This is a genomic window from Lysinibacillus sp. JK80 (assembly GCF_027557635.1).
Classification (GTDB): Bacteria; Bacillota; Bacilli; order Bacillales_A; family Planococcaceae; genus Lysinibacillus; species Lysinibacillus capsici.
This window is the reverse complement of sequence record NZ_CP058997.1, coordinates 4,219,002-4,242,907: the sequence shown is the minus strand read 5'-3', so window position 1 is coordinate 4,242,907 and position 23,906 is coordinate 4,219,002. Positions and strand designations below refer to the sequence as shown.

Genomic DNA, 23,906 nt, shown 5'->3' with positions numbered 1-23,906 from the left:
ATACATGAGCATTTATAATTATCTAGTTCGGAAGCCTAATGGCGAAATTTTATCAATGGAAACATATCGTGGAAAAACAATGTTAATTGTTAACACGGCAAACCAATGCCGATTTACATATCAATTTGAAGACTTACAGAAAATGTATGATAAATATGGAAAAGAGAATTTTGTAGTTCTTGGATTTCCTTGTGATCAATTTGGCCATCAAAATCCTGAAGATGGGGAGGAAACTAAGCATCTATGCAAGGTAAACTATGGGGTCACATTCCCGATTTTTGAGCTTGTACAGGTAAATGGAGAGGCTACCCATCCACTCTTTAATTATTTAAAGCATGAAGTGGATTACCGAGAGTTTGGGAAGGCAAGTATGCAGGAGAAAATGTTGGCAGAAGCAATTGTTCAACTTGCCCCAAGCTTTTTAGATGGTCGTAATATTCGCTGGAACTTTACAAAATTTCTAGTAGATGCTAATGGTAAGACCGTCGCACGCTTTGAACCAACAGATTCACAGCTCGATATTGAAAAAGCAATTGAAACACTATTATAGTAAATTCCTTAATAATGTAAAAATTTGTTAGGGTTTTCTCTTCAAGTAGAAATAATGCTATATTTTAAAACTGAGCACAGCTATTTTTTCTGAAGCATATATGATAAACTGCTTTACAAATGAAATATTCTTGCAGAATAAAGGTGCTAATTAGCATAATCGGGAATCCGGTGAAAAACCGGAGCTGTTTCCGCAACTGTAAGTGCAGCCATTATAAAGATTTACCACTGTCTCAAAGAAGATGGGAAGGTCCTTTATAACACATTCGTTTCATGTGACGAACTGTACAAGCCAGGAGACCGACCTTTATTTGAACGTATAAAAACTTCTCGGAAGCTAGGAGGATATACGGCAAATACATAGGCTTTGTCCAGTTTGATGGCTCATTATGTTATTTTTGTCGTTCCTTTGCAAAAAGGAGCGACTTTTTTATGCCTTTCAAATAAGAATTTTTCATTATAGAAAATAGGGGGGAAGCAAGTGAAAAAAGATGCCCGTTATTCTTGTTATCCATTTATGCGTGAGAAAGCTTCAACGGTCGATTTTGAAATTCGAACAGATAGCCTGACAACACATCTAGGAGTTGCATTAGCTGCGGTAAAAAAAGAGGATGTTCAAGTTGTTGCTGAGGATTTATTGCTTATGTTACCTATGGCTTATCATGTGAATGGCTCAGTTCGTGGGAAATTAGCAGTAACTGAAGAGGATTTATCTTGGTTAAGTGAACGTTATGATTTTTACGTTCGCCATGTGAAGGAAGAGATTCAAAGTTTTGTTTTACCTCAAGGAACAGAGGCAGCTTCAGCCTTACATCTTTGTCGCAGTGAGGCAAAAAAATCATATCGTACTTTACACAAAGTATCAGAAGAACGAGAGGTTCCTGCTATTCTTTTCGATTACCTTGGTTTATTAGCTAATGTATGTTTTGTCATGGCTGTTTTTATGAATCAGCAAGCTGGAATAGCGGAAATACGGTTTATTAGTAAATCCTACCCAATGAAAAAGAAAAAGGAGAATAACAATGAAAAAAGTATTTAATTTCCAATGGCTACCAGTGCTCTTACTTGCACTGGTATTAGCAGGCTGTGGCACTGCTGAAGATACAAAAAATAAAGATGCTTCGCAAGATACACAACAAGCAGAGAAAACAAGCTATAAAGTGACAGATGACCGTGGAGTGGAAATAGAGTTTAATGAAGTACCAAAAACAGTTGTATCTTTACAACCAAGTAATACTGAAATTTTGTTTGCTTTAGGTGTTGGCAATAAAATTGTAGGAGCAACTGAGTACGATACTTACCCAGAGGAAGCACAAAAAATTGAACGTGTCTCGGATACTATGAACTTTAACAGTGAAAGAATTTTAGCGTTAAAGCCAGATGTTGTCATTGCTTATACAATCGGTGATAAGGATGCACTAAAGCCGCTTGAGGACGCAGGAATTAAAGTGTTTGTTATTCAATCTGCTACTACTTTCGACGATGTTTATGGAGATATCGAACAAATTGCTGCTGTGATGGATGTTGCTGATAAAGGAAATAAATTAAACGAAGAGATTAAAGCGAAAATTGCTGAAGTACAAACGAAGGTGAAGGATGTAAAAACGCCGAAAAATGTTTATTTAGAGGTTAGCCCTAAGCCAGACATATATACAGCAGGCTCTAGCACTTTCCAGCAAGAAATATTAGATGCAGCTAATGTTAATAATGTTTTTTCTGACTTGAATAGCTGGGCAAAAGTGAATGAGGAAGATGTTATTGCGAAAAATCCAGATGTTATTTTAACAACAGTAAACTATACAGAAGATCCAATAGGAGAAATTCTTGGACGAGATGGTTGGAATACTGTGAAAGCTATTCAAAACAAAGCGGTATTGTCCATTGATACAGATATCTCTAATCGACCTGGTCCGCGTATTGGTGAAGCTGTAGAATTAGTAGCGAAGGCTGTGTACCCAGAGTTATTTAAATAAGAAATGTTTCCATGCTAGCTGTCAGCCATTCAGCTAGCATTTTTTATGTGGTTTAATTTATTACCTAGCGTGAAAATTGGAATTAATGTAGTTTGTTCTTTAAAATAAAAGTAAGTATGCTTGATAATCTTAGGAGGTGTAGTGATTGGAGCAATTAGAGACAAAGGTAATTCCATTTGAAGCAGTCTATAATTTCCGAGACATGGGTGGATATAAAACAAAAGATGGGCGTAGGGTAAAGAACGGTTTATTTTACCGCTCAGCTGCCCTTGGAAAAATGACACTGTCGGATAAAGAGCTATTTGAAACGTTAGGGATTAAAACCATTTTTGATTATCGCGATAACAATGAGGCGTATCATAATCCTAACCCAGTGTTCTCGCATGCTCAATATATACAAATCCCAGCAAAGGGTAATCATGCTTTTGAAATGCCGACCAATGCTGGTGGTAGAGATTTCTATAAAGTGGTAAGCCCTGAGATGTTTCGGGATTTTTATGCACAAATGCCTTTTAACAATCTTTCATTTAAAGAGTTAATGCAAACGATTCAAAATCCTAATAATCTAGGTCTTGTACATCATTGCGCAGTTGGTAAGGACCGAACGGGTATTGGAGGAGCACTTATTTTACTAGCTTTAGATGTACCTGAGGAGACTATCATGGAGGATTATTTAGATACTAATATACATTTACGTCCAATGGTAGAACGAATGGCTCAGGCTATTCAGCATCAGTATAATGAGCAAGAACTACAGCAATTTTATGCATTAATGTCTGCCCGTGAAGACTATTTACAAGCAGCATTGGATGCGATGGATCGTCGCTATGGTTCTAAGACTGGGTTTTTAGAGCAGGAATTTGGCCTAACAATTGAAAAACGAGAGCAATTACAATCTTATTGCTTAATTTAAAAATGAGCCCTTTCACACGATGTGAAAGGGATTTTTTATGTGGAAGCGCTGTCTTCCTATAAATCTCTTTACAGTCTGAATATTTGTGATAAGATACAATAGATTTTTAAGAAAAAATAGGAGAAGTGAAAGTATTGGCAGACACAATTAAAGAGACAAATAAGTTAAGTCTATTCCATTTAACATGGCCAATCTTCTTAGAAGTTTTTCTATTTATGTTGATGGGACTAGCCGATACTTTTATGCTCAGTGCTTTATCAGATAATGCTGTATCAGGAGTAGGTGCAGCCAATCAATATATCCATATTGCCATCTTGATTCTGGAGGTAGTGGGCAATGGTGCATCTATTGTTGTTTCTCAGTATTTAGGCTCCAAACGCTTTTTTGAAGCGGCCAAGATCTCGGCGTTAGCGGTCACGATGAATTTGGTCGTTGGGCTTTTAATGAGTATTTTATTTTTCTTCTTTGCGAGACATTTAATGACAATGATGAACTTGCAGGGAGAAGTACTCCACTATGCACAAAGTTACTTAGCCATCATTGGGAGTTTTATTTTCCTACAGGCTATTATTAATGCACTCGCTGCAATTATTCGTGTACATGGTTGGACAAAACAAACTATGTACGTTTCGCTTGGCATGAACGTCTTACATGTTGTGCTAAACTACGGTCTTATTTTTGGGAATTTAGGTTTACCAGAGCTTGGTGTGAAAGGAGCGGCTATTTCCTCTGTCATTAGTCGCGGATTAGCTGTCCTAGTATTTTTCTGGTTGCTGTATCAGGTAATGGAAGTGCGCGTAAAGTTACAATATTATTTTGAGTATTCAAAGGAATATGTGAGAAAAATACTAAACATTGGTTTACCATCTGCGTTTGAACAGGTACTTTATCAATTTTGCCAAATCATCTTTTTATATTATGCGACTTACTTAGGAGCAGAAACACTAGCAGCACGACAATATGCTATGAATATTTCGATGTTTACGTATTTATTTGCAATTGCCATTGGTACAGGAACAGCCATTATTATTGGTCGTCATGTAGGTGCAGGAGAAAAAGATGAGGCGTATCATCAGCTATGGAAAAGTGTTCGTGCAGCATTTGCTTTTACGATTATTATGGTCGCAGTCGTTACGCTATTCCGTAAGCCACTTATGCAGGTATTTACTGATAATCCAGAAGTCATTAAGATTGGGGCATCCGTGTTAGCATTAAGTATTTTGCTAGAGACTGGTCGCACAATGAATATCGTTGTCATTAACTCTTTACGCGCTTCTGGGGATGCTAGATTCCCTGTGAAAATTGGTTTTCTATCAATGGTTTGCATGAGCCTGCCGCTTGGCTATTTATTTGTCTTTGTATTGGATTGGGGCTTGGTCGGAATTTGGCTAGCCATTTCAGCAGATGAATGGGTGCGGGCAATTATCGTATACTTTAGATGGAAAAGTCGTAAATGGGAGCGTTATGCTCTTGTATCACCGAACGACAAAAAGGAGGCATAGAAATGGGCGCATTATCGAAACGTGCTATCGGGGCGGCATTAATGGATCAACATATCACCCTTTTTGCTTGTCCAATCTGTCAGCAATCAATGCATGTCTATGAGCAGGGGAGATTGGTTTGTACTTCTAACCATTCCTTTGATATTGCGAAACAAGGCTATGTCAATATGCTGACACATAACGCCGCTTCTAAATATAGTAAGAGCCTTTTTGAATCCCGCAAGGCTGTTATTGATAGTGGGATTTATGATGCTGTAGAAGCCCGAATCGGTGAGCTTATAAGTTCTGCAAAAACGGTGCTCGATACTGGTTGTGGAGAGGGCTCACATTTAGCTCGCATTATGAATGATAGAGATCATGGTATTGGCGTTGGAATTGACATAGCGAAGGAGGGCATTTTGGCTGCAGCACGTCATTATCCTCAACAAATTTGGTGTGTAGGGGATTTAGCTAAAAGCCCATTTGCTCAAGCGAGTTTCGATGCCATTTTAAATATACTATCACCAGCAAATTATGAGGAGTTTAAACGACTTCTTACACCGAATGGCTATCTTGTGAAGGTTGTACCACAAAGTGGTTATTTGCGGGAACTGCGAGCTCAATTATATGCAGATTCAAACAGGGAAACTTACTCTAATGAACAAATTGTAGCTCGTTTTCAAGATAGTTTTCGTGAGGTAAACGTAGAACGTGTAACTTATACTTTACCGCTTTCAGAAGAGCTATTACCCGCGCTATTAGAGATGACACCAATGGGTTGGCATAAAGCAGTACAAACAGCCGTTGAACTAAATGAAATCACGATTGATGTGGATCTATTAGTAGGGAAGGTTTAAGTTGGTCACCTGCAATTGCAGTATACTGGTCTTTTCGATTACAATGGAAATAACTATTGAATAAGGTAGGAATGTAACAGTGTATAAACTAGCAGCAAATGTTGTCAAAGTAATATTAAAATTAATGGGTTCAAAGGCTCGTGTATACGGAGAAGAAAACTTGCCGAAAGAGGGTGGGTTTATTATAGCTTGTACACATACTGGCTATGTGGATATTTTAAACCTTGGTGTAGCCATGTACCCTCGTGAAATTCACTTTATGGCGAAGAAGCAATTATTTGAAATGAAAGGGCTTGGCTGGCTTGTTAAGCATTTAAATGCTTTTCCGGTAGACCGTGATAATCCTGGACCAAGCGTGATTAAAATTCCTTCGCAGTTATTGAAGGAAGGTAAAATTGTAGGGATTTTCCCCTCTGGGACACGTAGTGCAGAAGGAACAGATTTAAAACAAGGGGCTATTACCATTGCACAGTTGGCAAAGGCGCAAATTGTTCCAGCTGCTTATGTTGGTGCACGTAATGTGGGTGATGTAATGAAGCGAGGCAAAGGCTATTTAATTTATGGTGAGCCTTTTTATGTAACAGGCAAGGGTAAAGAAGGTCGTGAGCAGTTTACTCAACACCTTGAGCATGAATTAGTTGCTCTAACAGAAGAACTACAGAAACGTATTCCCGTAAAATAAAAGCAAACGGCACTCAGAATCAAATTGATTTTGAGTGCTTTGTTGTAGGAGGAAAATAAAATGATTCGAGTACTTTTCGTATGTTTAGGTAATATCTGTCGCTCACCCATGGCTGAGGCGGTCATGCGCGACATGGTGAAAAAAGAACATTTAGAAGATAAAATTGAAGTGGATTCCGCTGCTACTAGCTCATGGCATATTGGCGAACCTCCACATAGAGGTACACAAGATAAGCTTAGGGAATATGGTATTTCTACAATAGATATGCAAGGTCGACAATTACAAAAGTCTGATTTTGAAAAGTTTGCTTATATTATTGGAATGGATGAAAGCAATATTCGTAATATCCGTACAATACTAGGCCATCCAAACTCACCAAAGATTTTTCGATTTTTAGATTTAACAGCGCATCGTAAGGATGTCCCGGATCCTTATTATACAGGTGATTTTCAGGAAACCTATGAATTGGTGCAAGAAGGCTGTCGGGCATTGCTAGCAAAAATTAAACAAGAGCTGTTATAAGATGGCGCTAAAATCGTAAATTTTAACAGCCATTTTTTTAGAAAAATGCTACCTTAAACATTGGTATATCTAGCTTTGTAAGCATCATTGTGTTATTATTTGCAGAGTAAAGATACGATAAGTATTTAATTACCATTTACAGATATACAACTGTGTATCTATTATTTTTATAAATTTATCTTTTGAAAGAGAGTGGAAACAATGGGTCGTAAGTGGAACAATATTAAAGAAAAGAAAGCGTCTAAAGATCAAAGCACAAGCCGTATTAATGCAAAATTTGGGCGAGAAATTTATGTGGCAGCTAAATCAGGCGAACCAGATCCAGAGTCAAACCGTGCACTTAAAGTAGTGCTTGAACGCGCAAAAACATACAGTGTTCCAAAACATATTATAGAAAAAGCCATTGATAAAGCAAAAGGTGGCGGTGATGAAAGCTTTGATGAATTACGTTATGAAGGCTTTGGACCAGCCGGCACAATGATTATCGTGGATGCTTTAACAAACAATGTAAATCGTACAGCATCAGATGTACGTGCAGCATTTGGTAAAAATAACGGCAATATGGGTGTCAGTGGATCTGTAGCTTATATGTTCGATTCAACAGCAGTTATTGGCTTAGAAGGTAAAACTGCTGATGAAGTACTAGAGATTTTAATGGAAGCTGATATTGATGCTCGCGATATTCTAGAAGAGGAAGAAGCGGTAATTATTTATGCAGAGCCAGACCAATTCTTTGCGACACAAGAAGCATTAAAGGCTGCGGGCGTAGAAGAATTTACAGTAGCAGAGCTTTCTATGTTGCCTCAAACAGAAGTGACTTTAACTGGCGACGATGTAGCGAAGTTTGAAAAACTAATTGATGCATTAGAAGATTTAGAAGATGTACAAAATGTTTTCCACAATGCAGATTTAGGCGAATAAATATTAACGAAATGAGTAAACCAGTAGCATTTAAGCTACTGGTTTTTAATTAGGGAGGAAAACGATGCAGACTGCTTTAGCCATTATTTTATTTTTAGTCACATTATTTTTTGTCATAGTGCAACCACGAAAACTATCAATTGGCTGGTCAGCCTGTATAGGAGCAGCTATTGCGCTATTAATAGGTGTAGTAACCTGGCATGATGTGTTAGAGGTAACGGGGATTGTTTGGAATGCAACGCTATCATTTATTGGTATTATTTTAATTTCACTCATCTTAGATGAAATTGGCTTTTTCGAATGGGCGGCTCTACATATGGCACGACTTGCAAAGGGAAGTGGAATTCGCTTATTTGTTTATATTAGTTGCCTTGGAGCTGTTGTATCGGCTTTGTTTGCGAACGATGGGGGTGCTTTAATTCTAACGCCAATCGTTTTAGCGATGGTGAGAAAACTGAACTTGAGTGAAAAAATGATCTTTCCATTTATTATTGCAAGTGGATTTATAGCAGATACAACCTCGTTACCGTTCGTTATTAGCAATTTAACGAATATCGTATCAGCTGACTTTTTCGATATAGGCTTTATAGATTATGCAGTTCATATGCTTGTACCGAATTTCTTTTCGTTAGTGGCAAGTATAGTAGTACTTTACATTGTTTTTCGCCGTTCCATACCACAACATTATTCTCTTGAGGCAGTTGAGCAACCAAGTCAGGCAATCCGAGATCCCAAATTATTTTCGATCGCTTGGTATGTAATTGGGATTCTATTAGTGGGCTTCGTAGCTGGTGAGGTTTTACACATCCCTGTATCTTTTATTTTATGTGGGGTCGCTGCAATATTCTTATGGCTAGCACAGCGTAGCTCTGTGGTAGATACAAAAAGAGTTGTAAAAGGAGCGCCATGGAATATTGTGTTCTTCTCAATTGGCATGTATGTGGTTGTCTATGGGTTAAAAAATGTAGGGATGACAGGAATGTTAGCAAATTTATTTGAACTAGCTATACAACAGGGCTTCGTAGTAGCAACGATGACAATGGGATTTGTCGCTGCCATTTTGTCTGCTGTCATGAACAATTTACCTACTGTTATGATAGATGCTTTGGCGATTTCAGAAACAAGTGCATCGGGCATGATGAAAGAAGGACTGATTTATGCAAATATAATTGGTACGAATTTAGGTCCAAAAATGACACCGATTGGTTCACTGGCAACATTGCTATGGCTTCATATATTAGCCCAGAAAGGCATTAAAATTAGCTGGGGACAATATTTTAAAATCGGTGTTATTCTTACCATTCCGACACTGTTCGCCACTTTAATTGCATTAATTATTTGGATATGCTTAATATCATAGATTTATTGTCGAAATAGTTGAAAAAATAGTACAATAGGAACTATTAAGATATTAGTATATCAGTATATTAAAGGAGGAAAGTATGCGAGCGACAGGCAAATTAAGCAATAAAATAGTGTTAATGTCATTGGTAATGTTAGTGGCTTTGTTATCTTTTTTCGTTATAACAACTATCTACACAGCAAAATCATCTGTTAATAAAACCATGGGAACACAGGCAGTTGCAGTTGCTGAGAATATTGCAAAACATCTAAATGCTGCTGAATATGAACAACTCTCAAAGGAACCAAAAGAATCTGAGTTATATTGGCGACTTCGAGAAGAGCTCAACGAATTACGTGAAATAAATGGTGTTCTCTATGCCTATACTTTCGCAGTACCACAGGAAGATAAAAAGGTACGTTTTTTAGTGGACGGTATGCCAGCAGATGATCAAGAAAATGCTGGAGCTATAGGAGATGAGTCCTCCACCACATACTACAAGGATATTGAAAAGGTAAAGAATACAGGAAGTTATTATTCCGCTATTTTACATAGTGATTTTGGAGATTATTTATCTGGTACTGTTCCATTAAAGGATGAGGCAGGGAATACTGTTGCCTTTGTTGGGGTCGATATAGAAGCAACAGAGGTAAGCAATGTTGCGAATGCCGTATTAACGGCTATTTTACCTGCATTAATTATTGTCATATTAGCTTTAACAGGTATTGTTATGTTCATCCTATATCGTTATATTAATGGAGCGTTAAAACCCCTTGCACATTTAGGTGATGCAGCACAAAGTTTTGCTCAAGTGATATTGCTAAGGCAACGATAGCAGTGGAGAAAATCCAGCTAAAAGGAGCAAATGAAATTACAATATTTGCACAATCCTTCAGAGAATCACTACAAAAATTAAAAGAAACTTTCCATACGATTCAACAACGCACATTTACTTTACAAAATGTTGTTCAAAAAATTGATGAGACTTCTCAGCATGTGGAAGAATCAAACGCTCAAATTGCAGATCGAATTATTGAAATTGCTGCTGGTAGTGAGCAACAGCAGCAAAATAATCAAGAGGTTGTATTAACTATGAATGAGATGTCGATTGGTATTCAACGACTGGCTGATACAACTTCAGAAATTGCAGAGTCATCATCAGCAATGACGGGACTTGTGGAAACAAGTGTTAGTCATTCTCAAGAAGTTGTATCTCAAATTCAAAACGTAGAATCTTCTGTTTTACGTACGGCTAATCATGTCGAGGAAATGGGTGATAAGTTCCGATCAATTGAAGAGATGGTGACCATCATTACGAATATTGCGGATCAAACCAACCTACTAGCTTTAAACGCTGCAATAGAAGCAGCTAGAGCAGGAGAAGCTGGTAAAGGATTTGCGGTCGTGGCAGATGAAGTTCGTAAACTTGCAGAGATGTCTAAAGCATCTGCTGACGAAATACACATGCATTTAGAAAGCTTTAAGAAAATTACTGATCGAGCGTTACAAGAGATGGCTAGTAGTACCATAGATGTACAGGCAGGCAATAAAGCAGTGCAACACATAGGTGAAAGTCTAGAGAAAATATTGCAATCTGTCCTTGAGGTGAATAATAAAATTCAAGATGACTCTGCTGTCATTGAAGAAATGTCAGCAGGCTCTGAGGAAGTATTAGCTACTACCGAACAGATGAATGCTATTGCGAAGCATAGTGTCCTAGGAACAAAGGAAGTAGCAACTGCCTCAGATTTACAAGTAACGATGGTTTCTGAATTAAATGAAGTTGTAACAATATTAGATCAAACATCGAAAGAGGTTATAGAAACGATTAATACATTTAAATTATGATTAGTTTAGAACTATTTCTCTATAAGCTTATGTCTTGTGGAGAAATAGTTCTTTTTATTTTTGGCATTTAAAAATTTAACTGGAGATTAGCATAAAACAAACCATATTAAGGGAAATAAGAAAATAATTTGTGCTTTACCCATTGTGAAAACTTTCAAACCATAACATAATATAAAGTAATATATTGTTGAACGAAGAAAATAGGGGGGGCTAAAGTATGAAGTTTTTACGTTCAATACAGGGGAAATTGATTATTATTTCATTGGCACTACTAATTATTCCAAGTTTAATAATTGGTATAGTTAGTTATGGTAAGGCTAAGAATGGGATGGAGGATATAGGAGAACAGGTACTTTACAATAGTGTTGAATCTGCTTTGCAATTAATCGAGCTCGCAAACGAGAGTGTTGAAAAGGGTGACATACCCTTAGAGGTTGCACAGGAACGAGTAAGAGAAGCATTTCTTGGTCCGAAAGATAGCGAAGGAAAACGGCCTATTAATTATCCGGGTGATTTAGGGGAATATGGCTATATCTATGTGTTGGATGATAAGGGAACATTAACAACACATCCAACACGAGAAGGAGATAATCTTTGGAATGACCAAGATAGCAGTGGCAATTACTTTATTCGAGAAGTAACTGAAAAGGCACTTGATGGTGGTGGTTTTACACAATATGAATTTGAACTACCAGGTCAGGATGTCTTAGCGGATAAAATTATTTATTCTGAGAAAGATCCACATTGGGGATGGATTATTGCATCAGGTACATATATGCAGGATTTTAATGCAGAGGCGAATTCTTTATTGCTAGTAATTGGTTTGACATTAGTAGGTGCCATAATTATTGGGACAATCGTTGTCATTCTTGTATCAAGACACCTGGCATTACCAGTTCAAAAATTATCTAAACGTGTACGTGAAGTAGCAAAAGGGAATTTAACGGTTGAAATTGAGCATTTACAGCGCTCGGATGAAATAGGACAGTTAAATGATGGCTTTAATGAAATGGTACAACAACTTAAAACACTTATTTCAGATGTGGAGGAAGCGATTGTAGAAATACAATCAACTTCAGCAAATTTAACCGCAGTAGCTGAAGAGACAAATGCCTATGGTGATGAAATCGTCAAAGCAATCAATGAAGTATCCCAGGGTGCAGTCAAGCAAGCATCTGATGCAGAGGATACAAACCGAACGGCTATCGAGTTTGCGCAGCAAATAGAAGGATTGCATGATAAAAATGAATTAATGTTAGATGCCTCACAGCATATGAAAAAATCAAATGAAGAAGGCCTAGTCAATTTAGAAAGCTTAAAGGATAAGTCGCGGGAGTCTTCAACTCTCGTTCAGAATATTCAGTCTGTATTTGGTAGTCTAATTGTCAAGGTACGTGAAATTGAAGGCATCGTGGGGACGATTACGGAGATTTCAGATCAAACGAATTTACTTGCACTTAATGCCTCTATTGAAGCAGCAAGAGCGGGTGAACATGGTAAAGGATTCGCAGTTGTCGCGGAAGAGGTACGTAAACTTGCTGATCAAACCTCTGTAGCAACTGAGCTAGTACGCACGACGCTAAAAGGCATTGAAAGTGAAACAAACTTAGTCAATGGTGAAATGCAGAAAACCCATATCATTGTAAGTCAACAAAATGATTCTGTCATGGTAACAGAATCATCCTTTAAAGAAATTAAATTAGCTGTTGAAAAAATCATAGCCATTATAGGCGATACAACAGATAGCGTAGAATATTTAAATAGCTCTAAGAATACGATTATGCAATCGATTGAAAGCATTGCGATGATTAGTGAAAAGAATGCTGCTGCGTCTGAAGAGGTAACAGCATCTGTAGATGAGCAACAACGCGCAATACAACTCGTTAGCGAATCTTCCAATGATTTAACTGATGAAATATCTGCCTTACAGGAGTCTATTAAACGATTTATATTGAGATAATATCTTTCAGGGTGCTTGCTTAACAAGCATCCTTTTCTTTTTATCATCGTTAATAAAAGGTAAAGGAGGAATTATTTGTGAGAAGGTGGCTGATGACAATTGGTGTTATTTTAATCGGTATTGGAATCGTTCTTTATATTTGGCTGGGAAAAGAAATTGATCAGGGTATGGAACCGAATGCCAATGGTTCAGCTGATTATATGATTATACTGGGAGCAAAAGTAAGGCCAGGTGGTGTACCATCGCTTTCATTAAAAAGTAGATTAGAGGTGGCTGTTCCATACTTAACAAAATACCCCCATGTTAAGGTCATTGTGTCAGGTGGACAAGGACCTGATGAAGATCGTACAGAGGCATCTGTAATGCAAGACTATTTGGAACAGCATGGCATCGATGCCGCGAGAATTATCATAGAAGATCAATCTACATCTACTTATGAAAATTTAGTATTCTCTAAAGAATTATTACCAAAAGAGACAAAGAAAATTACCATCGTTTCAAATGACTTCCATTTGAAACGTGCAAAATATCTTGCTGAATCGTTAGATTTTGAAGTAGATGTTCTATCAGCAAGAACACCAAAATCAGTAGAAGCAAAATTAAGAATAAGAGAAAGAGCGGCGTTATTAAAAACATATATTGTGGGCTATTAAAACAACAACGCCATTATATTTAGGAACTGCTTCTTTCTCAAAAAATCATGGAACAGAAAAGAGATAATTGTTTCTTAATAGATTCTATTTGGCATATAATAGAAATATTACGGGGTATAGGACAGAAAGAGGGGACTTTTATGACAACGTTTAAAGAATATCAATACAGCCGTCCAAATGTGGCATCAATGAAAGAGCAGCAGTTAGCACTCATTGAGCAATTTAAACAAGCACAATCGATGGACGAGCAAAGTAATATCATTGAAAAGCACAATGCAATTAGTAATGACTTTGCGACAATGGCTAATTTAGTATATATTCGTGCTTCAATCGATACGAACGATGAATTTTATCAAGCAGAACGTGACTATTTCGATGAAGTAGGTCCTGAGCTAGAAGAAGTAACGACGGAATACTATAAAGCTCTAATTGATTCACCATTTCGTGAGCAATTAGAAGAAAAATGGGGACAACAATTATTTGATCTAGCAACTTATCAAATTAAAGGCTTCTCACCAGAAGTTATTGATTTGATGCAAAAAGAAAACAGACTTGTTTCTGAGTACAATAAGCTTGTTGCATCTGCACAAATTGACTTTAATGGGGAAACATTAACACTCGCTCAACTTGGTCCGTTTGCAGAGTCAACGGATCGAGAAACACGTAAGGCAGCAACGGATGCTCGCTTTGGCTTCTTTGCACAGCATGAAGATGAATTCGATCGTTTATATGATGAACTTGTCAAGGTACGCCATGAAATTGCGATTAAACTTGGCTATAACAACTATGTTGAACTAGGCTATATTCGTATGAATCGGATTGATTACAATGCTGATATGGTTAAAAAATTCCGTGATCAGGTACGTGATTTAATTGTGCCTGTTGCAACGAAGCTTTACGAGCGTCAGGCAAAGCGAATTGGCATTGAAGATTTTAAATTTTATGATGAAGCACTTAACTTCTTATCAGGTAATGCTACACCAAAAGGGAATCCTGAGTGGATTGTAGCAAACGGTAAAAAAATGTATGAGGAGCTTTCACCTGAAACAGGAGAGTTCTTTAATTTCATGATTGACCATGACTTAATGGATCTTGTAGCGAAGAAAGGGAAAGAAAGTGGCGGTTATTGTACGTTTATTGAAAACTATCATTCCCCATTCATTTTCTCAAATTTTAACGGTACTTCAGGTGACATCGATGTATTAACACATGAAGCTGGACATGCTTTCCAAGTTTATTCAAGTCGTAACATTGGCATTCCTGAGTATTTATGGCCTACCTACGAATCTTGTGAAATTCACTCGATGAGTATGGAATTCTTTACTTGGCCTTGGATGGAGCTGTTCTTTGAAGGTGATACAGAGAAATATAAATTTACACATTTAAGTAGTGGTCTTTTATTCTTACCATATGGTGTGGCAGTAGATGAGTTCCAGCATGTTATTTATGAAAATCCAACAATGACTCCTGCTGAACGTAAAGCTGCATGGAAAAAAATTGAGGAAACGTATTTACCACACCGTGACTATGATCATAACAGCTACCTAGAGGCTGGGGGCATTTGGCAACGTCAGGCTCACATCTATGCAAGTCCGTTCTACTACATTGATTACACGTTAGCACAAATTTGTGCCTTCCAATTCTGGAAACGTTCACGTGAAGAATTTGAAGCGGCTTGGAAAGACTATATTCATCTTTGTGGTTTAGGTGGCTCTATGTCCTTTACAAAGCTTGTAAAAGAGGCAGGTTTAATCTCGCCATTTGAGGATGGCTGTGTTGAATCGGTTATTGGAGAAATTGAGACATTCTTAAATTCCATAGATGATTCTTCTCTATAATTGATGACCTTAAATTCGTTTCACTTCCACGATAACTATTATTGTGGAAGTGAGCGAATTTTTTAGTTTGTCAGAGGAGTTCTGTAAAAAAATACTAGGATACTTGCGAAATGGTTAATATATCAGTAGTATTTTCAGTAACTGCTATTAAAGGAAGTGAAAGAAAGTGACAAGGAAAGTTTGGTTTCAAGTAGGGGTAGGGATACTACTTACACTATTAATCATTAAATATTTTATAGAAATTCATTGGATTTTTTCACCGCTTGTCATCATATTAAAAGCCATTTTTGTGCCTTTACTACTTGGTGGTGTTCTCTATTATGTGACGGAACCAATTCAGAGATTTTTAGAAAAACGTAGATTTCCTCGATGGGGAAGTATATTGACGATTGTGTTCGGACTAATAGCAATGGTAGGTATTTTTGGCTGGATTATTGGTAACCCGATTGCCGAGCAGGTCAATAAATTAGTGAAGAATGCCCCTATGATTAGTACGAGTATTAGTACGAGCATCCAGCAACTAACAGACTATGTAACGCAAAATAAGGATAACTTCCCTGAGCAATTAAATGATGTTATCGAAAAAATGGCGAATTCGGTACAAGATATTGCAGTAGTGGCGAGTAAAGGTTTTGTGTCCTTTTTACAATCCATTGTATCTGTGTCGTTATTAGCCATTTTAATTCCGTTCTTCTTTATTTTTATGCTGAAGGATCATGAGAAGTTTGCTCCATCCATCTATAAATATTTCAGTGGTGAACGTCAGCAATGGGTAAAGAAAACGTTAAGTGAAATTGATGATGTATTACGTACCTACATTCAGGGCCAACTGCAAATTAGTTTTTTATTAGCACTAATAATGTATGTAGGCTATTTAATTATCGGATTAGACTATTCGTTATTACTAGTGATTTTTGCATTCTTTATGAATATGATTCCATTTATCGGGCCTTGGATTGCCTTTGCGCCAGCCCTGATTGTGGCAGTTATTCAAGATCCAATTTTAGTGGTGTGGGTTTCGGTTGTGACGCTGGTTGCTCAGCAAATAGACAGCAACTTTATTACACCTAATGTCATGGGGAAATCACTTGATATCCACCCCCTTACCGTTATTACAATTATTTTAGCGGCAGGTAATATAGCAGGTTTTATTGGTATTATTATCGCTGTACCATTTTATGCAGTCTTAAAGGTTATCGTATCCAATATTTATGATCAACGTAATGCAATTAAGAAAAAAGCGACGAAGTCAGTATAGGAGTCGAAACAATGGAACAAGAAATTGTAAAGGTATTTAATGAACAGCATGATCAAATTGGGACAGCTACGAGAGCGGAAGTGCATGAAAAGGGGCTTTGGCATGAGACTTTTCATTGCTGGCTTGTAAATGAAGACTATATTTATTTTCAAGTACGTAGTTCACAGAAAAAGGATTATCCAGGGTTACTCGATATTACAGCAGCAGGACATCTTTTAGCGATTGAGACAGTAGAGTCAGGCATTCGAGAAGTAAAAGAAGAATTGGGACTTAATATTGATGTCCATGAAGTTGTCAAAATGGGCATGACATCTTGTAGTATCGTTTCTGAAAATATGATCGACAATGAATTTTGCCATGTCTACATATATCCTTTCAAGCATGATTGGGATTCCTTTGCTTTGCAGTATGAAGAAGTATCGGGTGTAGTTAGAGCGAGGCTAATTGAGGCGGAGGCTTTCTTCTTGGGAGAAACGACGACACTTAATATTGAAGGGTATGAATATTTCCCTGATGGTCAACGTGTGAGAATTGTCAGACCAGTAGGTACTGCACAATTTGTTCCTTATCGGGAATTGTATGTTGCACAGGTGATAAAATTCACACGTGAAAAAATATTTAATCAAACCTCATAAGTTTAAATAGGATAAGCTATAATATTAGCTTGTCCTATTTTCTTGCGCAAAAATGATTTACAAACGACACGATATAATAGGAAAAAATGAGTTATACTGTTAGATAGATTGTAAAGAAAAGGAGCATTTTTTATATGCTAACATTTGAACAAAAACAAGCGATTATTGAATCGTTTTCTGAGCTAACAAAAAAAGAAATTTCTTTAAAGCGCCTAAATTATCATTACATGGACAGTCTTTACGAAAAGACGATTGTAGTTGAGAAATTACATCCAAACGGCAATGGCTTTGTCTTTGTAGGAGATTTATTACGCTATGAGAATGAGGCTAATGATAAAGGATTAGTAAATATCCGCGATTACGATGAACAACAACTTCGTGAAATTATTGAAGACGCAATCCAATATTTATCTGAAGAAGTAGAAGAGCAGGAGCCAATTGTAGAGATTTGGCATAGTCGCGATGGTAGTCAGTTACAGCTAGCTTTTGAGCAACGTTCGTGGAACGTGTATCATGGAGACAATCTGGAAGAGGCATTTGGTACGTATGAGGCAGCAAAGGAATATTTACTAGAAGAAGGCTTTCGTACAAAGAAATAAGAAATACGGGGGATCATGATAGATGAACGGAAAAAAATTAGTGGGAATTGTTATTGTTGTTGTGATTGCGGCATGTTTATTTTCAGTTTATACCATTACTAATTTTTATAAAAATCACGAAGAACAGCCAAATCGTGAAAATCGTGAAATTAATAAGTCAAAGAGCTTGAATTTAATTTTGCCACAGGCTACAATTATCTCGAATTCAAGATAATTGAGAGGTGACTGTCAGTGCAACATATTTTTTATAAAGGTACAGACGAAACGAAGCCGACATTATTATTGCTACATGGTACAGGTGGTAATGAGGAAAGTCTTATTGGGCTGGCAAAAGAAATAGATGAAACAGCCAATATTTTAAGTGTTCGCGGAAATGTACTTGAGCATGGAATGCCACGATTTTTCCGCCGATTAGCCGAAGGTGTCTTTGATATTGAGGATTTAATCTTTCGTACAAAGGAGCTTCATGAATTTTTAAAGACGTCAGCACAGCAATATGGCTTTGATCGCCAACGAATTGTAGCAATAGGGTATTCGAATGGTGCTAATATTGCAGCAAGCTTATTATTCCACTACGATGATGCGTTAGCAGGAGCTATTTTGCATCACCCAATGGTACCAAGACGTGGTATTGAATTACCGCAACTTTCTCCAACACCTGTGTTTATCGGTGCTGGTACGAATGATCCGATGTGTACAGCACAGGAGTCTGAGGATTTAGAAACCCTTTTAAGTGCTGCAGGTGCCAAAGTAACGACGAAATGGTTTAATTTTGGTCATCAACTAACAATGCCTGAAGTACAAGCTGCAAAAGAATGGTATAAAAGCATCTACGCTTAATTGAAAAATCCACCTCCTTTTATAAGGGAGGCGGATTTTCTTTATGTTATTTACTTTTCTTTGAGAAAGGAAGCCACCAGTTCCAATCACCAAACAGCTTCATAAGACTAGGCACAAGCATAAGACGAATAATTGTTGCATCAATGGCAACAGCAATAGCGATACCCACACCAATTTGCTTTACAGGCATTACATCTGTGAAGGCAAATGCACCTGTAATAACAATCATGATAAGCGCTGCAGATGTAATTATTCGGCTAGTGGATGTTAAGCCATCAATTGTTGCACGCGTATTATCGGAGCCCTTTAAATATTCCTCTTGGATACGAGAAATTAAAAAGACTTCGTAGTCCATACTTAAGCCAAATACAAGACAAAAAACAATAACTGGAATGATTAGCACGATGGAGCTTGCTTCAATACCAAAATGACCATATTGGAAAATATAAACGAGTATCCCGAATGCAGATGAAAGCCCAATAATGTTCATGATTATTGCCTTTAACGGAATTAAGATAGAACGGAATGCCAACATTAAAATAAAGAATGTAGAAACGATAATAATTGCTATAGCTAAAACAATTTTATTAGCAATTTCATCAAAGATTTCTTGGTTGAATTTAGCTGGTCCACCAAGTGCAAAATCCACGCCCAGGTCTTTGTCCATCCATGTTCGGGCAAATTTTTGAGCTGTAGAGGAAGAACCTGCTGCATCAATTGTAATTGGAACAAATAGCTGTGTATCCTTTGAAAATGAATTAATAACAGGTTTTAATTGTTCAGCAACCTGTGGAATAGCTAAAGAAGCAGAAAGCTCTTCTGGTGTTTGAATGTTAGCAGCTGTATAAATAGTTGAAACATTAGTCACTAATGGGTCCTTTAATAGCTTTTCTTGAATAGTAAAAATTAGCTCTCTACCCTCAGTATCCTCCCAGCCATCTTTTCGTTCAGCCAACAAATATAATGTAGAAGATTCACCTAGTCCAAACGTTTCATCTAATTTATCGTATGCTGCACGAGCATCATATTTCGTAGGTAAGGAGTCCACCTGTGGAATGGTTAATTGGATATCCTTTAAAGGGATCATGCCGATGCCTAGTAATAATAATGCTGAAATCACTATAGCTACTGGATGTTTCATGACAAAACCTGCAAAGCCACGCCAACGATTAGCCCCACCTGGTTTAACGCGTATTAAGCGCCATTTATTAAGTCTATCTCCTAATAGCATCATAGTGGCAGGAAGTAATGTTAAGCCAGAAAGAACGGCTAACAGGACGACTATAGTGCCTCCTAGGGCGATATTATGAAAAATTTCTACATTAATGACAATCATCGCACCTAAGCCAATCATGACACAGACTGCGGAGAAAATGATAGAACGACCTGCTGTCTGAATAGCCGTTTGAATGGCTTGAGCAATGGAAGTATGTGTGCGTTCTTCTCTGTAACGATTAATAAACAGCAATGCAAAATCAATACTTAAAGCCAGCCCAAGCATTGGAACAATATTTAAGACGAAAATAGATAGATTTACATTAGCACTGAGCAGTGTCATCATACCAAAGGCGGTAACCACTGTCACAACACCAATGACGATTGGCAAAATAGAAGCAACAACTGTACCAAACGCTAATAAGAGAACCACGATGGCAATTGGCAATCCAATGGCCTCAGCTGATGCCAAATCCTTTTGACTAGCAGTATTTATGTCAGCAGAAATAACAGGCCCTCCAGTGATACTAATTCCGTCTTTTTCAATTAATGAACGGAATTCCTCAACAATGTCAGGAAGGTTTTCTACATCGTTCTTTATGTGAACCATAGCATAGGCAATACCATCTTTCCGTAAAGAGGAGTCTTCTAAAGGTGATTGAATAGAATGAATCTCTTTTATGCTATCTAATTTTTTTAAAGTGTCTTCAATTTTCTGATCTTCAGCTGGATCAAAGACAACCAAAATCGTATTAGATGGTAAATCAAATTTTTCTGCTAGCTCGTTGGTAACATAGGTATGATCTGCTTCGACAAAGAAACCATCACCTTGAAGTTTGCCTGGAAGCTGTAAAGCAAAGTACGCCATTGCTAGAAAAATAATAAGCCATATGACTACGATTGCTTTCGCATGTGCTGTAATAAAAGCTGAAAAAGTTTTCATAGTTGTTTATACATCCCCCTTTTCAATTAGTGTAAAGGATGTGTCACATTTTGTCGTGTGACAAAGTAAAGACTCCCATCCACTTTTTGGACAGGAGTCTTACTATTAAAAGAATAATGATAATATGAAATAAATAACAGATGCCATAACGGCAGAAATTGGCATTGTAATCACCCAAGTAGTAACAATCTTTCGAGCCATACCCCAGTTTACACCACGCACACGCTGTGCTGAACCGACACCCATAATGGAGGAAGAAATGACATGTGTTGTTGAAACTGGTAAGTGGATTAGCGTAGCGCCAAAAATAACAGTAGCAGATGCTAAATCTGCCGCAACACCATTAACAGGGCGGATTTTCATAATCTTACCACCAACCGTTTTAATGATTTTATAACCACCAATTGACGTACCTAGCCCCATTGCTGTAGCTGCAGCAGCACGCACCCAGAAAGGTATTTCATCTCCAGTGTGCAAGCCACCAGCGATTAACGCCATCGTCATAATCCCCATCGCTTTTTGCGCATCATTTGTACCATGGGTGAACGATTGGATGGCAGCAGTAAAAATTTGCATTGTACGGAAACCTTTATTCGTCCTATATAAATTTAAATTTTTAAACCATAGTTTAAAAAGAGTCATCATAATAAAGCCTGCACAAATAGCAAGTAAAGGTGAAAACACTAAAGCCATGATGATTTTAGTAAAGCCGCCATAGTTTAACACATTAAAACCAGCGGATGCGATTGCAGCACCGGCAATAGACCCAATCAATGTGTGTGAAGAACTTGACGGAATACCGAAATACCATGTCAATAAATTCCAAATTATAGCTGAAATTAATGCAGCTAAAATAACGACTGAGCCAGTTGTGTCTCCTTCAAAAGCATTTAATGCAAAAGGATCTACAATATCTTTTGTTAGAGCTTTTGCAACCCCTACAAAGGTGATAGCACCAATAAAGTTCATAGTTGCCGCCATAATGATTGCCGTGCGTGGCGGCAATGCTCTAGTAGAAACCGAAGTTGCAATAGCATTTGCTGTATCATGGAAGCCATTGATAAAGTCAAATGTTAGGGCAAAGATGACGACCAGTACGGTTAATATAATGATTGTGTTCATTGTAAAGTGCCCATCTCCTAATTATGCGTTACGCATGATAATTGTTTCCATAGTATTTGCTACGTTTTGACAATGATCAGCGATATCTTCAAGTTGTTCATAAATATCCTTAAATTTAATGAGGCGGATTGGATCTTTTTCATTTAAAAATAACTTCTTAATAGAAGTACGTTGTACCTCATCACATTCACGTTCATAGTCTTTAATAAGAATTGCGTGTGGACGCATGCCAATTAGATTCTTTTTCTTTAACTCTTCTGTCGCTTTGACTATTTCATCAGCACTTTTTGAAATAAACCCTAAGAAAATGCGCATAGATTCATCAATCTCAGTGAGCGAAAACATTTCAAAGTGTGCAATACAGTGTTCTGTTCCATCTAAAACATCATCCATACGAATGGCGAGCTCTAAAATATCCTCACGTTCAATAGGTGTCATGAATGATTTGTTTAACATGACAATCAGTTCATGAATAAGCTTATCACCAGCAGTTTCATAATTTTTCATTGTAATGCTAATCTCTTTTAGGTCAGCTACACTGTTAATACGAAAATCATTTGCGTAATGTACAGCCTCTCTCATATTTTCAGCAATTTTATGCAATGCAATAAAGAAAGGGTCTTGTTTTTTTGAGTTAAGCATGTGAATCGAATCCTCCTGGATATAAATAAATTAATCGACCTCTAAACTTTACTATCATAACAAAATCTTTAATTTATCTACATAAAAATTTACTAATCGACATGAAAATTTACATTGCTGTAATATACAATTCGTTCACAAAATATAAGGTAATCCAGCTGTATTTATTTTTATGAGTACAGATAAAACCTTGTTATAAATGGCTATTCTTCTGTAATGGTGACTTATTAGTACAGATTAAGACACGAAAGATAATAGAAGGTAATAAAAATAGCGCATTCGAATTGTAAAGGTATTGTAAATTCATTTGATAACCAGAAGAGTACCTTCTTATTCTTAAGAATATCTTCATTTTTATCCTCCCTCTTTATTAAGAATTGTTTACTACAATGGAAAATGAATAGGAAAGGAGCGTTTATTAACTAATGATTCAGGTTGAAAACTTACAACATACATTTTTAATTGGAAAACGAGGGAAGGAAAAGCAAGTGCCGGTATTGAAAGGTGTGAACTTCGAGGTCAATAAAGGAGAAATTGTGGCCATTGTAGGTAAAAGTGGCTCAGGAAAATCGACTTTATTACAAGTTCTAGCTGGTTTTATGAAGGCTGAACAGGGCTCTATTAAAGTAAATGGAAAGGAAACAGCCCATCTAACTGAAACAGAAAGTGCTGCCTTCCGTTTACGTCAATTCGGTTTTATTTTTCAAAACTTTCAATTAATGCCTGGTTTAACTGCTTTTGAAAATATCGAATTACCTTTAAAGCTACAGGGTTTGCGTAAGGCTATGCGCAAAGAAAAAGTGAAGAAATTAATGGACAAGGTTGGTTTGACAGAAGTAGCAGACCATTATCCCAATGAATTGTCAGGTGGACAGCAACAGCGTGTCAGCATTGCACGAGCCCTTATTACGAATCCTCCTATATTACTTGCTGATGAGCCAACAGGGAGTCTCGATTCAGAAACCGAGCAGGATATCTTATTGCTTATTCAAAGTTTAAATCGTGAATTAGGGCTAACTTTTGTCATTATCACGCACGATGAAGAAGTAGCTACTATCGCACATAGACGCTTCCGCATGTACGATGGAGAACTTGTAAAGGAGGAAGCTTAAC

24 protein-coding genes and 1 riboswitch are annotated in these 23,906 nt (G+C 37.2%); of the genes, 21 read left to right on the top strand and 3 right to left on the bottom strand.

Annotated features, from left to right (window positions below; genetic code table 11):
- Window positions 1-4 precede the first annotated feature (4 nt).
- From HXV90_RS21250 to HXV90_RS21155, 20 genes are all read left to right on the top strand, one after another.
- Window positions 5-550, top strand: a complete 546-nt coding sequence (locus HXV90_RS21250) for a glutathione peroxidase (RefSeq protein ID WP_004231883.1) — start codon at window positions 5-7, stop codon at window positions 548-550.
- A gap of 124 nt (window positions 551-674) precedes the next feature.
- Window positions 675-872: riboswitch (cobalamin riboswitch) on the top strand.
- Between the two features lie 158 nt (window positions 873-1,030).
- The gene (locus tag HXV90_RS21245; protein ID WP_048394154.1) at window positions 1,031-1,588 is read left to right on the top strand and encodes a hypothetical protein; all 558 of its coding nucleotides are present in this window, start codon (window positions 1,031-1,033) and stop codon (window positions 1,586-1,588) included.
- Window positions 1,572-2,522, top strand: a complete 951-nt coding sequence (locus HXV90_RS21240) for an ABC transporter substrate-binding protein (RefSeq protein WP_269897951.1) — start codon at window positions 1,572-1,574, stop codon at window positions 2,520-2,522. The genes HXV90_RS21245 and HXV90_RS21240 overlap by 17 nt, the downstream gene beginning before the upstream one ends.
- Before the next feature lie 145 nt (window positions 2,523-2,667).
- Window positions 2,668-3,435: a tyrosine-protein phosphatase gene (locus HXV90_RS21235; RefSeq protein ID WP_269897950.1), complete on the top strand. Its 768-nt coding sequence runs from the start codon at window positions 2,668-2,670 to the stop codon at window positions 3,433-3,435.
- A gap of 134 nt (window positions 3,436-3,569) precedes the next feature.
- A complete protein-coding gene (locus HXV90_RS21230; RefSeq protein WP_048394160.1) occupies window positions 3,570-4,937 on the top strand; it encodes an MATE family efflux transporter in 1,368 nt (455 codons plus the stop codon).
- A 2-nt stretch (window positions 4,938-4,939) separates the two neighbouring features.
- Window positions 4,940-5,773 (top strand): putative RNA methyltransferase, encoded by an 834-nt coding sequence (locus HXV90_RS21225; protein ID WP_269897949.1) that lies wholly within the window; start codon window positions 4,940-4,942, stop codon window positions 5,771-5,773.
- Between the two features lie 79 nt (window positions 5,774-5,852).
- Window positions 5,853-6,455, top strand: coding sequence for a lysophospholipid acyltransferase family protein (locus tag HXV90_RS21220; protein ID WP_048394163.1), 603 nt, complete (start codon window positions 5,853-5,855; stop codon window positions 6,453-6,455).
- Between the two features lie 60 nt (window positions 6,456-6,515).
- Window positions 6,516-6,977: a low molecular weight protein-tyrosine-phosphatase gene (locus HXV90_RS21215; RefSeq protein ID WP_198103833.1), complete on the top strand. Its 462-nt coding sequence runs from the start codon at window positions 6,516-6,518 to the stop codon at window positions 6,975-6,977.
- A gap of 201 nt (window positions 6,978-7,178) precedes the next feature.
- A complete protein-coding gene (locus tag HXV90_RS21210; RefSeq protein ID WP_004231899.1) occupies window positions 7,179-7,898 on the top strand; it encodes a YebC/PmpR family DNA-binding transcriptional regulator in 720 nt (239 codons plus the stop codon).
- A 64-nt stretch (window positions 7,899-7,962) separates the two neighbouring features.
- Complete coding sequence (locus tag HXV90_RS21205; RefSeq protein WP_269897948.1) at window positions 7,963-9,258, top strand: arsenic transporter; 1,296 nt, start codon at window positions 7,963-7,965, stop codon at window positions 9,256-9,258.
- 82 nt (window positions 9,259-9,340) lie between these two features.
- Window positions 9,341-10,075, top strand: a complete 735-nt coding sequence (locus HXV90_RS21200; RefSeq protein WP_269897947.1) for a hypothetical protein — start codon at window positions 9,341-9,343, stop codon at window positions 10,073-10,075.
- A gap of 2 nt (window positions 10,076-10,077) precedes the next feature.
- A complete protein-coding gene (locus HXV90_RS21195) occupies window positions 10,078-11,088 on the top strand; it encodes a methyl-accepting chemotaxis protein (RefSeq protein ID WP_269897946.1) in 1,011 nt (336 codons plus the stop codon).
- Window positions 11,089-11,305: 217 nt separating this feature from the next.
- On the top strand, window positions 11,306-13,048 hold the full coding sequence (locus tag HXV90_RS21190; protein WP_259950543.1) for a methyl-accepting chemotaxis protein: 1,743 nt from the start codon (window positions 11,306-11,308) through the stop codon (window positions 13,046-13,048).
- Between the two features lie 92 nt (window positions 13,049-13,140).
- Complete coding sequence (locus tag HXV90_RS21185) at window positions 13,141-13,701, top strand: YdcF family protein (RefSeq protein WP_308339966.1); 561 nt, start codon at window positions 13,141-13,143, stop codon at window positions 13,699-13,701.
- Between the two features lie 140 nt (window positions 13,702-13,841).
- Complete coding sequence (locus HXV90_RS21180; RefSeq protein ID WP_048394174.1) at window positions 13,842-15,539, top strand: M3 family oligoendopeptidase; 1,698 nt, start codon at window positions 13,842-13,844, stop codon at window positions 15,537-15,539.
- A 166-nt stretch (window positions 15,540-15,705) separates the two neighbouring features.
- The gene (locus HXV90_RS21175; RefSeq protein ID WP_048394176.1) at window positions 15,706-16,797 is read left to right on the top strand and encodes an AI-2E family transporter; all 1,092 of its coding nucleotides are present in this window, start codon (window positions 15,706-15,708) and stop codon (window positions 16,795-16,797) included.
- 11 nt (window positions 16,798-16,808) lie between these two features.
- On the top strand, window positions 16,809-17,432 hold the full coding sequence (locus HXV90_RS21170; protein WP_269897945.1) for an NUDIX hydrolase: 624 nt from the start codon (window positions 16,809-16,811) through the stop codon (window positions 17,430-17,432).
- A gap of 134 nt (window positions 17,433-17,566) precedes the next feature.
- Window positions 17,567-18,031: a hypothetical protein gene (locus HXV90_RS21165; protein WP_004231915.1), complete on the top strand. Its 465-nt coding sequence runs from the start codon at window positions 17,567-17,569 to the stop codon at window positions 18,029-18,031.
- Window positions 18,032-18,053: 22 nt separating this feature from the next.
- Window positions 18,054-18,245 carry a hypothetical protein gene (locus HXV90_RS21160; RefSeq protein WP_004231917.1) on the top strand — a complete coding sequence of 64 codons (192 nt, stop codon included), beginning with the start codon at window positions 18,054-18,056 and terminating at the stop codon, window positions 18,243-18,245.
- 17 nt (window positions 18,246-18,262) lie between these two features.
- Window positions 18,263-18,871: an alpha/beta hydrolase gene (locus tag HXV90_RS21155; protein WP_066038002.1), complete on the top strand. Its 609-nt coding sequence runs from the start codon at window positions 18,263-18,265 to the stop codon at window positions 18,869-18,871.
- 46 nt (window positions 18,872-18,917) lie between these two features.
- Here HXV90_RS21155 and HXV90_RS21150 read toward each other — a convergent pair whose 3' ends face one another.
- From HXV90_RS21150 to HXV90_RS21140, 3 genes are all read right to left on the bottom strand, one after another.
- Complete coding sequence (locus tag HXV90_RS21150; protein WP_269897944.1) at window positions 18,918-21,029, bottom strand: MMPL family transporter; 2,112 nt, start codon at window positions 21,027-21,029, stop codon at window positions 18,918-18,920.
- A gap of 105 nt (window positions 21,030-21,134) precedes the next feature.
- A complete protein-coding gene (locus HXV90_RS21145; RefSeq protein WP_004231925.1) occupies window positions 21,135-22,151 on the bottom strand; it encodes an inorganic phosphate transporter in 1,017 nt (338 codons plus the stop codon).
- A gap of 21 nt (window positions 22,152-22,172) precedes the next feature.
- Entirely contained in the window at window positions 22,173-22,793 is a 621-nt protein-coding gene (locus HXV90_RS21140) for a DUF47 domain-containing protein (protein ID WP_004231927.1), read from the bottom strand.
- A 425-nt stretch (window positions 22,794-23,218) separates the two neighbouring features.
- Between HXV90_RS21140 and HXV90_RS21135 the strand changes: the two genes are divergently transcribed.
- The gene (locus tag HXV90_RS21135; protein WP_004231931.1) at window positions 23,219-23,905 is read left to right on the top strand and encodes an ABC transporter ATP-binding protein; all 687 of its coding nucleotides are present in this window, start codon (window positions 23,219-23,221) and stop codon (window positions 23,903-23,905) included.
- Window position 23,906 lies beyond the last annotated feature (1 nt).